Below are 12,404 nucleotides of genomic sequence, written 5' to 3'. Positions count from 1 at the left end.
AATATCAGAAATCCGCGCCGAGGCGATGCTTCGGACCCGCTTCAGCGCCGCAGCAACTGCAGCACTTCCTCCAGCTCCATCCGCACCTGCCGCACGATCTGGGCCGATATGCTGGCTTCGACCTTGCCCTGCTCGCCTTCCAGCCGCTGGCGCGCGCCGGTGATGGTGAAGCCCTGGTCGTAGAGCAGCGAGCGGATCTGTCGGATCGTCAGCACATCGTGGCGCTGGTAGTAGCGCCGGTTGCCACGTCGCTTGACCGGCTTCAGAGTGGGAAATTCGGTTTCCCAGTAGCGCAGCACATGCGGCTTGACGTCGCACAGCTCGCTGACCTCACCAATGGTGAAGTAGCGCTTGGCCGGAATCGGCGGAAGCTCGCGGTTACTTCCCGGGTCCAGCATATGCTTCCACGCGCTCCTTCAGTTTCTGCCCAGGCCGGAATGTCACCACGGTGCGTGCGGAAATCGGAATCTCCTCCCCCGTCTTGGGATTGCGCCCGGGGCGCTGGTTCTTCTGGCGCAGGTCGAAATTGCCGAAACCCGACAGCTTCACCTGATGCCCGCCCTGCAGCGCCTCGCGCAGGGTGTCGAAGAAGGCATCCACGAATTCCTTCGCTTCGCGCTTGTTCAACCCCACGTCCTCGAACAGACGTTCAGCCATCTCGGCCTTGGTCAGTGCCATCACGTCCCCCTGAGTACTGCACCGCAGTCGCGCGCCAGACCTTCCAGCGCAGACGCTACGGCGTCCTCGATATCCTGTTCTCCAAGGGTGCGCGAAGCGTCCTGCAAAATCAAGCCAATAGCGACACTCTTGAACCCAGTTTCCATGCTCTTGCCCTGGTAGACATCGAACGGCAGCACGGCGCGCAGGCGCTCGCCCAGGCTGGCCGCGAGGCTGGTGCGGATGGCGTGCCAGCTGATGTTTTCAGCCACCACCACGGCCAGATCGCGACGTACCGACGGGAAGCGCGAGAGCGTGGCGGCGGCGGGCACGGCGCGCTGTTCCAGCACCCGCACGTCCAGTTCGAACACCACCACTTCCTGTTCCAGATCCAGCGCATGCAGCAGGGCCGGATGCAGGTGCCCGATGTGGCCCAGCAGCATGCCGTCGCGCAGGATGCGGGCGCTGCGGCCCGGGTGCAGCCAGGGCAGGTCAGCCGGCAGCAACTCGATGCCGGAGGCATCGCCGGTCAGCGCCAGCAACGAATCCAGATCACCGCGCAGATCGAAGAAATCCACCTCGCGCTCATCGCCGGACCATTGCTCGGCCCGGGCCGGGCCACAGGCCACGGCGGCCAGATGCAGCGCCTCAAGCGGACCATCCTGCCCGGCATGAAACACGCGACCGGCCTCGAACAACCGCACCCGCGACTGCTGTCTTGCCACATTGCGACGCAGCGCCTCGACCAGGCCCGGCAGCAGCGCGGTGCGCATCACACCCAGCTCGGCCGACAGGGGATTGGCCAACGCCACCGCGCCGGCATCGCACTGCCATGTTTTCAGCACGGCGGCATCGAGGAAGGCGTAGTTGATCGCCTCGAAATAGTCGCGCCCCGCCAGTTGCGCGGTGAACGCGGCCAGCGGCACCCGGGTTTCGGGCAGCGGCGCGAGCTGGATCTGGCCGGTCGGCGCATGCAGCGGCACCTTGTCGTAGCCGTGGATGCGGGCGACTTCTTCGATCAGGTCTTCCTCGATCGCGATGTCGAAGCGGCGCGATGGCGGCACCACCAGCCAGCTCTCGGCATCGGCCGAGACGCCCATGCCGAGCGCACGCAGGATGCGTTCGACCTCGTCGTCCGGCACCTCCAGGCCCAATACCCGCGCCAGCCGCGCGCGGCGCAGGCGCACCGGCGGATTGGCGACGAAGCGCTGCGCGTCCAGCGTTTCGCTGACCGGGCCCGGCTGGCCGCCGGCAATCGACAGCACCAATGCGGTGGCTCGCTCAAGCGCCTGACGCGGCAGCTCCGGATCCACACCGCGCTCAAAGCGCTGTGAGGAATCGGTATGCAGGCCGAGCTTGCGCGAGCGGCCGATGATCGCTTCCGGCGCGAAGAACGCGCTCTCCAGAAACACATCCACGGTGCCGTCGGTGACACGCGAATCAAAGCCGCCCATGACCCCGGCGGCGGCCAGCGCCCGACGCTCGTCGGCGATGACCAGGAAGCCCGGATCCAGCGTGACTTCGCGCTCGTCCAGCAGCTTCAGGCGCTCGCCTTCGCGCGCGCGGCGCACATGGATCGCACCCTCCAGCGTGGCCAGATCGAAGGCGTGCATCGGCTGCCCAAGCTCCAGCATCACGTAGTTGGTGACATCCACCAGCAGGCTGATCGGGCGCAGGCCGGCGCGGCGCAGGCGCTCGCACAGCCACAGCGGCGTGGCAGCACGGGCATCCACGCCACGGATCACGCGGCCGCAGTAGCGCGGGCAATCGTGCGGAGCATCCAGCACGATCGGCAGAGTGTCGGGGATCTGTGCCGGCACTGCGGCGATTTCGAACGGATTGACGCTGCTACCCAACGCCGCAGCCACGTCGTAGGCGACGCCGCGCACGGAAAAGCAATCGGCCCGGTTCGGGGTCAGCTTGAGTTCGAAACTGGCATCCGGCAGGCCCAGATAATCGGCCAGAAGCGTGCCTACCGGCGCGTCTTCCGGTAGTTCCAGCAGGCCCGACGCATCAGCGTCGATGCCCAGTTCCTTGGCCGAGCACAACATGCCGAAGGACTCCACGCCGCGCAGCTTGGCCGGCTTGATCTTCAGCCCGCCGGGCAACTCCGCACCGACCGTCGCCAGCGGCGCCTTCAGGCCCGGGCGCGCGTTCGGCGCACCGCAGACGATCTGCACAGTGTCCTCGCCAATCGCCACCTGACACAGCTGCAGACGGTCCGCTTCGGGATGTTTTTCGCAGGAGACGATCTGCGCCACCAGCACACCGGGCAACGCCGCGCCGATGGTTTCCACGCCTTCCACTTCCAGCCCGATGGCGGTCAGGGTGGCGGCCAGAGTGTCGCGGTCGGCCTCGACGGAGACATGTTCACGCAACCAGGATTCGGGAAATTTCATTTGGGAACCGGGATTGGGGATTCGTGATTCGGGATTGGGAAGAGCGGGACTCGGCGATACGGGAGGGAATGCGTCGCTGTCGCTTCCACGAATCCCCAATCCCGAATCCCGTTCTCAAGCAAACTGCCTGAGGAACCTCAGGTCGTTCTCGAAGAAGCTGCGCAGGTCCGAGACGCCGTAGCGCAGCATCGCGAAACGTTCCACGCCAAGGCCGAAGGCGAGGCCACTGTAGCGTTCCGGATCGATGCCGCAGTTGCGCAGCACGTTCGGGTGCACCATGCCGCAGCCGAGCACTTCCAGCCAGCCCGGCTCGCTGCCATCGCCGCGATCCCAGGCGATGTCCACTTCGGCCGAGGGTTCGGTGAAGGGGAAATAGCTGGGGCGGAAACGCATCTCGAAATCGCGTTCGAAGAAGGCATCGACGAACTGCTTCAGGGTGCCCTTCAAGTCCGCGAAGCTGGAGGTTTCATCGACCAGCAAGCCTTCCACCTGGTGGAACATCGGGGTGTGGGTCTGGTCCGAATCACTGCGATAGACCTTGCCCGGCGCGATGATGCGGATCGGCGGCTGGCGCCCCTGCATCGAGCGGATCTGCACCGGCGAGGTGTGGGTGCGCAGCAGGCGACCATCCGGGAACCAGAAGGTGTCGTGCATGGTGCGCGCCGGATGGTGCGGCGGGAAGTTCAGCGCTTCGAAGTTGTGCCAATCGTCCTCGATTTCCGGGCCGTCGGCGACCTGATAGCCGAGGCGTTCGAAGATCGATGTGATGCGGGCCAGCGCGCGCGATACCGGATGCGCGGCGCCACGCCCGCCATCGCGGCCGGGCAGCGTGATGTCGAGGCGTTCGGAGGCGATGCGGGCATCCAGCGCGGCCTGCTCCAGCAGTTGCCTGCGTTCGGCCAGCGCCTGGTTGAGACGGTCGCGTACCTGGTTGATGCGCTCGCCCTGGGCGCGGCGCTCCTCCGGCGGCAGCTTGCCCAAGGACTTGAGCTGGGCGGTGACGGTGCCGGATTTGCCCAGCAGACGCACGCGCACGGCATCCAGCGCTTCGGGCGAGGTGGCGGCGGCGATATCGGCCAGGGCCGCGTCGGCGAGAAGGTTCAGGTCGTCCATCGGGTCGTTCCTGCGTGACCGGCCAGCGCCGGTATTCATGCATCTGAAAACGAACATGGGGAAGAGCCTGCGCCCTTCCCCATGCGTGGGCGATGTTGCCATCGCCATCGGGCTTGCAGGAGCGGCGGGCCGCTCCGGCTGTCCGCAAGTTTACGCTGCGAGCGCGTCCTTGGCCTTGCCGGCAATCACGCCGAACGCGGCGATGTCGTGCACGGCCAGATCAGCCAGCACCTTGCGATCGAGCGTGATCTCGGCCTTCTTCAGGCCGTTCATCAGGCGGCTGTAGGACAAACCGAACTGGCGCGCCGCCGCATTGATGCGGACGATCCACAGCGCACGGAACTGGCGCTTGCGCTGCTTGCGGCCGATGTAGGCGTACTGCTGCGCCTTGATGACCGCCTGGTTGGCGACGCGATAGACCTTGCGACGGGCGTTGTAATAACCCTTTGCGCGCGACAGCACCTTGTTGTGACGGCGGCGCGCGACGACTCCACGTTTTACTCGTGCCATGGCTCAATACTCCTTAAAGGTAAGGCAGCATGCGCTGGACGCGACCTGCGTCCTCGGCACGTACGTGGTTGGGGGCACGAAGTCCGCGCTTACGCTTGGTGGACTTCTTGGTCAGGATGTGGCTCTTGAAGGCGTGGCCGCACTTGAACTTGCCGGAAGCGGTCTTCCGGAAGCGCTTTGCCGCCGCCCGATTGGTCTTCATCTTGGGCATGACGTGTTCCTTGAGGTCGCAGCCTTGGGGCCGCTGTTTATGACACCGGTACGAGCGGCGGTTGCCCGCGCTTTCCTTCCTGCTCGCACCCGCTTGATGGTCCGGAAGCGTCCGGACGGGTCCTGCACCCGATCCTGACGGAGCGGGCCGGCCATTGTAGCAGCCCGCAAAGACGATGCCCAGCACCCGTTCCGACATGCCTGTCAGGTCCTTGTTCTTGCCCGGTTTCCCGGCCTGCGCCATCCGTTGCGACAACGGTTGTCGCCGCAGCGAACCACAGTAGACCCGCCAGCACGGGCCGCTCACGGCACACCCCATTTGGGGTAGGAGTTTTCCTATACCGCAGCACGAAACGGTGTGTCTTAATGTTCCGGCCCCCGCCGTGGCACCGGGCGCAACACCCAAACCATTGATCCAGAAACACTTTTACGGATGCCTGGGTCACCAGCACGCATCCAACGGGGGAAACCGATGAAATCCATGCGTACCGCACTTGGGACCAGTCACCACATTGGGGTGGCGTAATGGATATCGACGCGGCACTTTGCGCCTCGCCCCAGCCTGATCCGACACCTGCGGCCTGCACCGAGGCGGCACTGCTGCAACTGCTGGCTGAACTGGATCACGTCGAAAACGAGCACCAGCTGATGCAGACCGTGCTGGCTGCGGTCACACAGGTGATCCCGTGCCGTCAGGCGATCCTGTACGAATGGGACGAGGAGGCCGGGCAGCCTCAGCTGTGCTACAGCGCCGCGACGGAGCCGGGATTCCTGACCGAATACCTGGCCCGTTTCCGCTCGATCGACCCGTTCGCAACCGAGGCCGTGCAGCTGCGCGCAATCCAGTCAGGACGCAGCCTGCTGTCCACCGATGTGCTGGCGCGGGAAGCGCTGATGCAGACCCCGTTCTACCAGCGCTTCCTGTCACGCCACGGGCAGCTGTGCCACGGGTTGGGGCTGTATGCGCCATCGCATGGCTACTTCCGGGTCCGGCTGTGGCTGTTCCGTGGCAGCGACGAGGTCGCCTTTTCGGCCGAAGAGAAAGCCAGGCTCGACCTGTTCCTGATCCATGTCGCCGCCAAGGTCCGCCAGCGCCGCGCGCTACAGCGTGCCGAACGCGAGCGCGACGCGATCCACAGTTGCCTGGATGCATGGACCCAGCCGGTCTTCGTACTGGATGTGCATGGCCACGTGGTGTCCTGCAACAACACCGCAGCAGCCCTGCTGCGCGAAGGACGCAGCCTGAGCATGCGCGGCGGGCGTCTGTATCCGGGACGCCTGCGCGATCATGCCTCGTGGTTACCGCCGGCATTGGAGGATGTGTTGCGCCGCACCCGCAGCCCCGGCCAGCCGGCCACACATCTGGAGGCATTGCCGATGCGGCGAGCCGGTGCGGTGCTGCACTTCGGCCTGCTGACGGCGCTGACTTCACCCCGCAAGGCCGGCCAAGGTGCCGCCGCGTTGCTGACGATGATCGACCTGGAGCACGCCGTGCCTCGCCACCGATTGAGTGAGCTGAGCCGGGTGTTCGGCTTCACCTCGACCGAGGCGCGCGTCGCCAACGCCCTCGTTGCCGGGCTGGGAACCGACGAGATTTCCCAAGCGTTCCTGATCCGGCGCGATACCGTGCGCACCCACATCAAGCGTCTGCTTGGCAAGACAGGCACCCACAGCCACGCCGAATTCCAGAAATTGCTGCTGCGCCTGTCGCCGCCCCTGGTCGGGCTATGCCAGAAGCCGGAATGATCCGGCGCGCATCGAAAGCAGCCGGCGGGCACCAGCAACACCGGCACCCGCCGCAACGCCGCGTTACTGCGCGGCGGTGAAACGCAGCAGCCAGTCCTTGACCGTGTTGTGCCACTGGATGCTGTTCTGCGGCTTCAGCACCCAGTGGTTCTCGTCCGGGAAGTACAGCAACTGCGATTCGATGCCACGGCGCTGCAGCGCGGTGAATGCGCCCAGCGACTGGTCCACCGGCACGCGGTAGTCCTTCTCGCCCTGGATCACCAGCATCGGCACCTTCCACTTGCCGACGTGCCGGGCCGGATTGAACTTCTCGTAATTGTCCGGCACTTCGTACACGGTGCCGCCGTTCTCCCACTCGGTGAACCACAGCTCCTCGGTGACATAGCCCATCGAGCGCGTGTCGAACACGCCGTCGTGGTTGACCAGGCACTTCCACGGCGAGTTGCCGTCGGCATCGAACCAGTTGCCGGCGATCCAGTTGATCATGTAGCCGCCGTAGCTGGCGCCCAGCGCACAGGCGCGATCGGCGTCGAGGAAGTCGTACTTCTCCAGCGCCGCAGCCCAGCCCTTCTGCAGATCCTCCAGCGGCTTGCCGCCCCAGTCACCGGAGATCGAATCGGTGAACGCCTGGCCGTAACCGGTGGAACCGTGGAAATCGATGAACACCACCGCAAAACCCGCGCCGGCGTAGGTCTGCGGATTCCACCGGTAATGGAAGTTGTTGCCCATCGAACCCTGCGGCCCGCCGTGCACGATGAAGGCCACCGGATAGCGCGCGCCGGGCTGATGGTTCCACGGCTTGACCACATGCCCGTACACGGTTTCACCATTCCAGCCGGGGAAACTGAACTGCTCGTAGGCGCCCAGCCGGACATCGGCCATCGCGGCCGCATTGAACGAGGAAATCTGCCGCGCCTGGCTGCCATCGGCGCGCGCGGCAAACAGCTGCGCGGGTGCGGTCAGCGTGCTGCGGGTGAACACCAGTGCATTGCGGCCCAGATCGAAACCCTCGATCCGGCCCTCGCCCGGAAGGCGACGCGCCTTGCCGGTGGCGATATCGATCACATGGATCGGGTGCTGGCCCAGTTCGTCCACGGCGGTGTAGATGCGCTTGCCATCGGCCGACAGCGTGATGCCTCCGGCAGAGAAGTCCCAATCCGGCGCGATCTCACGTGTGGCGCCGCTTGCCAGGCTTTTTTCCATCAGCGCCAGCCGGTCGGCCTCGAAGCCGGGGCGTTGCATCGCCAGGTAGTACAGCGTACGGCCATCGGCCGAGAACACCGGCGCGGTATCCATCGCCGGATTGTCGGCGGTCAGATTGACCGGCGCGCCCGAGCCATCGGCCGGCACCCGGTACAGATCGAAATTGGTCGACCACGGCTCGCTGTTGCCAGCGATGCGCGCGGAGAACACGAGACTGCGCGAATCCGGCGCCCAGGTGTAATCACCCGAACCACCGAACGGCTTGGACGGCACATCACCATCGATATCACGGCTGATCCGGAGCGGCTCGGCGGCGGCGCGGCCGTCGGAACCGATCGCCGCGGTGAACAGCTGGCTTCTGCGGCCATCCTTCCAGGTATCCCAGTGGCGCACGAACAGTCGCTCGTAAAGCACCCCGCTGGTCTTGGCCGCAGCGCTGTCGGCCAGGCGCTTGGTGGTGCAGGCAAGATCGTCGCAATCGGTGAACACCTCCAGGCTCAGCGCCAGCGTGCGGCCATCGGGCGACACCCGGAAGCTGCCCACATCCAGCGCATACGCGGTCACCGGATGGGCCTCGCCACCAGCCATCGGCAAGCGCCAGACCTGCATCGAACCGGCGCGCGGCGACAGGAAATACAGCCAGCTGCCGTCCGCCGAGAACTGCGGCGACACCGCACTGGCGCTGCCCGCCGTCAGCCGGCGCGGCGACGAATCACCTTCCAGCGCCTGCATCCAGAGCGAGGTCGTGGCCTTGTTGGCGGCCACATCGGCTTCGCGCAACGCATACACCACACGCTTGCCATCGGGCGAAAGCAGCGGTGAGGACACCCGATCCAGCGCCACCAGATCCTCCGCCGTCAGCCCGCGTGGCGCCGCCTGCACGCCCAGCACCGACAGCAACAGGACCGAACCTGTCAGAAACCGCATCATCTTCCCTCTCCTTCATCTTGTAGGCACGGTAAAGCCGCCGATGGTAGGAGCCACGGCGGCAAACACAAAGCAGCGATTGCAGTCTCAGGCCATGTGCAGGTCGCCGCGATCCAGCAGCCGGAACAGCCCCCAGGCCAGCAGCACCACCAGCACGCCCCAGCCCAGCATCACCAGCGGATAGGACGCCAGCAGCAACAGGCAGGCGAGAATCGCACCGATGCCCAGCAGGCGGTCACGCCCGGAAGGACGCCGTTGCGGGCTGCCCAGCAGCAGGCTCAGACCGGCGGCCAGATAGGCCAGCACCACCAGCATTACCACCACTTCGATGATCAGCTCGAACTGCGCCGAGACCTTCGGTGACAGCGTCAGCAGTGCGATCACCGTCATCGATGCCGCCACGATCAGCAGGCCCCAGGCCGCCGCGCCACGCGTATTCAGTCGCCCGAAGATCGCCGGCAAAAAGCCGCGTTGCGACGCCCGTGCACCCAGTTCGCCAGTCACCAGCATCCAGCCGCCGAGGGTGCCGACCGCCTTCAGTGCCGCCGCTGCGGCGATCACCGGGATCGCCCAGGCGCCGAAGATTTCGCCCGACACCAACGCGAAAGGCGCGCTGGAATCGGCCAGCTGCTGCGCCGGCGCGATGCCCATCACCAGCACCGAGGACACCAGATAGATCAACCCGGCGATCAGCACCCCGCCAAGCGTGGCCAGCGGCAGATCACGCGCCGGATTGCGCACGATGCCGGCCACCATCGCGCCGGTTTCCAGCCCGACGAAGGCCCAGAAGATCATCGCCAGCGACGAGAACACCACCGCCGTGTCGGAACGTTCAGTGACATTCCAGCCGGCCTCGTAGATCGCCGCATCGAAGCTGCCCCAGCCGAAGATCAGCACCACCGCCACCGGCATCAGCCCGAACACCACGCAGAACGACTGGAAGCGCGCCATCGGCCGTGGCCCCAGCAGATTGATCGCGAACATCGCCCAGATCAGCACGATCTGCCCGGCCACCTGCACCGAGGGCTGCTCGCCATCGAACGGCAGCAGCATCACCAGATAACCGAACGCCGCCACCGCGATCGCGTTGTTGCCGATCCAGGTCGACACCCAGTACATCGTCGTGGCGATGAAGCTGGCATCGCGCCCCAGCGCCGGGCGCACGTAGTCATCCGGCGAATCCATCGTCGGGTAATCCCGCGCCAGACGCGCGAAGGCACCGCCCAGCACCACCGCCAGCAGTGTCGCCACCAGCCAGCTGATCGCAGTCACCGCGCCGGAGCGGGCCAGCGTCGCCGGCAGCAGGAAGAAGCCCGAACCGATCATGTTGTTGGCCACCACAAAGGTGGCCAGCACCGGGCCGATCTTGCGCACGGGAGCGTTCATGCAGTCAGCGCTGGCGCAGCTTGCTGTGGCGGTAGCCGTAGCCGATGTAGACGCACAGGCCCAGCAGGGTCCAGCACAGCAGCACGATCCAGTTGAACAGCGGCATGATCGCCACCAGCCCCAGACAGGCCAGCACGCCCAGCGTGCCGACCAGATACACCGCCGGCGCACGGAACGGACGATGCAGCTCCGGCCGCGTGCGGCGTAGCACCATCACCCCGAGACACACCGTGGCAAACGCCACCAGCGTGCCCATCGACACCACATCGCCCAGCAGCTGGATCGGCAGCAGCGCCGCCATCAACGCCGCCACCAGCGCCACCAGCACAGTGCCCTTGTGCGGCGTGCGGAAACGCGTGTGCACCGCCGAGAAGAAACGCGGCAGCAGGCCGTCCTTGCTCATCGCATAGAAGATGCGCGGCTGGCCCATCAGCATCACCAGGATCACCGTGGTCAGCCCGGCGATCGCGGCCAGTTCCACCGCCACCTTGAGCCAACCCAGCGCCGGGAAATTTTCGATCGCGGTCACCACCGGCTTGGCCGTGGCCAAGGTGCTGTAAGGCACCAGCCCGGTCAGCACCGCCGAAACCCCGATATAGATCAACGTGCACAACACCAGCGAACCGAGGATGCCGATCGGCATATCGCGCTGCGGGTTCTTGACCTCCTGCGCTGCGGTGGAGACCGCATCAAAACCGATATACGCGAAGAACACGATCGACGCGCCACGCAACATGCCGGCCCAGCCGAAGCGGTCACCGCCCTGGTTTTCAGGGATGAACGGCACCCAGTTTTCCGGGTTCACATACTGCGCACCGAACAGGATCAGCAACAGGATCACCGCCACCTTCAGCGTCACGATGATCGCGTTGGCGGTGGAAGACTGGGTGATGCCGATGTAGCACAACGCGCCGACCGCGCCGACCACGAGCACCGCCGGCAGGTTGAACAGCGCGCCGGTCAGCACGAACCTGCCGAACTCGCAGGTGCCAGCCTGCGCCGCCTCGTGCGTGCAGAAATTGATCGGCGCCTGGGTCAGCGCCACCGGCAGATGCAGCCCGACGCTGTCCAGGAAACTCACGGTGTAACCGGACCAGCCCACCGCCACGGTCGAGGCCGCGAACAGGTATTCGAGCACCAGACTCCAGCCCACGAACCAGGCCAGCGCCTCGCCCAGCGTGGCGTAGGTATAACTGTAGGCACTGCCGGATGCCGGGATCATCGCGGCGAATTCGGCATAGCACAGTGCCGCCATCGCACAGGCGAAACCTGCGACCACGAAACTGAGCATGATCGCCGGGCCGGCGTGGTTGGCCGCAGCGGTGCCGGTAATGACGAAAATGCCGGCGCCGATCACCGCGCCCAGCCCCAGCATCACCAGATGTTTGGCGGTCAGCACCCGCTTGAAGGTGACTTCTCCTTCCAGACTGCCCTCGACGGGCTCACCGGCATCGACATGCCCGGTCGGGCTGATCGGCCTGGTCGCCAACAGGTTCTTCCACAACATGCGATGTTCCCCTCGCCCTCGCCGCATCGGATGGCGGCACAATCAAAAAGCGGTGGGACTTGCCCACCGCGACGCGACGGAAACCTTAACCCGCACTTAGCGGGCGCAGCAAGCACACTCGCGCACATCGCCGATCCTGCGCAAACCCTTATTGCACCGCCACATGGAGCCATCCCTCACATGCCAACGCCTGACACCCCATTGCTCGCCGCATTGCACCATCACGTCCGCCGCCATCCGGCTGACAGCGCCACGGCCGAGGACTTCATCGGCTTCCTGCAATCGCATCCCGACGTGTTCCACCGCCACCACCCGCCCGGGCATTTCACCGGCTCGGCCTGGCTGGTCAGTGCCGACCATCAGCGTGTGCTGCTGACCCATCACCGCAAGCTGCGACGCTGGCTGCAACCCGGCGGCCACGCCGATGGCGACCCGGATCTGGCGCGGGTGGCCTTGCGTGAAGCGCAGGAAGAGTCCGGCCTGAGCGGGCTGCGTGTGGCACCGGAGATCTTCGATCTGGACCGCCATCTGATTCCGGCACGCGGCGACGAACCGGCGCACTGGCATTACGACGTGCGCTTCGTGGTGTACGCCGGCGAGAACGAGGATTTTTCGGTCAGCGAGGAATCCATCGCCCTGGCCTGGCGCCCGATCGCACAAATGGCACAGACCCCCGGCGACACCCCGTCACTGCAACGCATGGCGCAACGCTGGCTGGCCGGAAACCACATCAGCGCGTAGGCGGG

11 protein-coding genes are annotated in these 12,404 nt (G+C 65.8%); 2 read left to right on the top strand and 9 right to left on the bottom strand.

Annotation, left to right across the window (positions count from 1 at the left end; all coding sequences use genetic code 11):
- Positions 1–41 precede the first annotated feature (41 nt).
- The 6 genes from WDB66_RS00845 to rpmI form a co-directional block, all read right to left on the bottom strand.
- Positions 42–398, bottom strand: a complete 357-nt coding sequence (locus WDB66_RS00845; protein WP_339396529.1) for a MerR family transcriptional regulator — start codon at positions 396–398, stop codon at positions 42–44.
- Positions 379–678: an integration host factor subunit alpha gene (locus tag WDB66_RS00840; protein ID WP_339396528.1), complete on the bottom strand. Its 300-nt coding sequence runs from the start codon at positions 676–678 to the stop codon at positions 379–381. The genes WDB66_RS00845 and WDB66_RS00840 overlap by 20 nt, the downstream gene beginning before the upstream one ends.
- Positions 678–3,056: a phenylalanine--tRNA ligase subunit beta gene (pheT, locus tag WDB66_RS00835; RefSeq protein ID WP_339396527.1), complete on the bottom strand. Its 2,379-nt coding sequence runs from the start codon at positions 3,054–3,056 to the stop codon at positions 678–680. The genes WDB66_RS00840 and pheT overlap by 1 nt, the downstream gene beginning before the upstream one ends.
- 114 nt (positions 3,057–3,170) lie before the next feature.
- Entirely contained in the window at positions 3,171–4,169 is a 999-nt protein-coding gene (pheS, locus tag WDB66_RS00830; RefSeq protein ID WP_339396526.1) for a phenylalanine--tRNA ligase subunit alpha, read from the bottom strand.
- 150 nt (positions 4,170–4,319) lie between these two features.
- Entirely contained in the window at positions 4,320–4,679 is a 360-nt protein-coding gene (gene rplT, locus WDB66_RS00825; RefSeq protein ID WP_339396525.1) for a 50S ribosomal protein L20, read from the bottom strand.
- A 13-nt stretch (positions 4,680–4,692) separates the two neighbouring features.
- Positions 4,693–4,890 carry a 50S ribosomal protein L35 gene (gene rpmI / locus WDB66_RS00820; protein ID WP_337334683.1) on the bottom strand — a complete coding sequence of 66 codons (198 nt, stop codon included), beginning with the start codon at positions 4,888–4,890 and terminating at the stop codon, positions 4,693–4,695.
- 524 nt (positions 4,891–5,414) lie between these two features.
- Between rpmI and WDB66_RS00815 the strand changes: the two genes are divergently transcribed.
- Positions 5,415–6,635, top strand: coding sequence for a helix-turn-helix transcriptional regulator (locus WDB66_RS00815; RefSeq protein WP_339396524.1), 1,221 nt, complete (start codon positions 5,415–5,417; stop codon positions 6,633–6,635).
- A 63-nt stretch (positions 6,636–6,698) separates the two neighbouring features.
- On the opposite strand, the gene WDB66_RS00810 is transcribed toward WDB66_RS00815, so the two are convergent.
- From WDB66_RS00810 to WDB66_RS00800, 3 genes are all read right to left on the bottom strand, one after another.
- Positions 6,699–8,765: a S9 family peptidase gene (locus tag WDB66_RS00810; RefSeq protein ID WP_339396803.1), complete on the bottom strand. Its 2,067-nt coding sequence runs from the start codon at positions 8,763–8,765 to the stop codon at positions 6,699–6,701.
- A gap of 87 nt (positions 8,766–8,852) precedes the next feature.
- Positions 8,853–10,151, bottom strand: a complete 1,299-nt coding sequence (locus tag WDB66_RS00805) for an amino acid permease (RefSeq protein ID WP_339396523.1) — start codon at positions 10,149–10,151, stop codon at positions 8,853–8,855.
- A 4-nt stretch (positions 10,152–10,155) separates the two neighbouring features.
- Entirely contained in the window at positions 10,156–11,655 is a 1,500-nt protein-coding gene (locus tag WDB66_RS00800; protein WP_339396802.1) for an amino acid permease, read from the bottom strand.
- Between the two features lie 183 nt (positions 11,656–11,838).
- Between WDB66_RS00800 and WDB66_RS00795 the strand changes: the two genes are divergently transcribed.
- Positions 11,839–12,399 carry an NUDIX hydrolase gene (locus WDB66_RS00795; RefSeq protein ID WP_339396522.1) on the top strand — a complete coding sequence of 187 codons (561 nt, stop codon included), beginning with the start codon at positions 11,839–11,841 and terminating at the stop codon, positions 12,397–12,399.
- Positions 12,400–12,404: the final 5 nt, after the last annotated feature.

It is taken from the genome of Denitratimonas organivorans, from assembly GCF_037478135.1.
In the GTDB taxonomy this organism is placed as follows: domain Bacteria; phylum Pseudomonadota; class Gammaproteobacteria; order Xanthomonadales; family Xanthomonadaceae; genus Denitratimonas.
The sequence above is the reverse complement of the archived record's forward strand: the minus strand, read 5'-3'. Positions and strand labels throughout refer to the sequence as shown.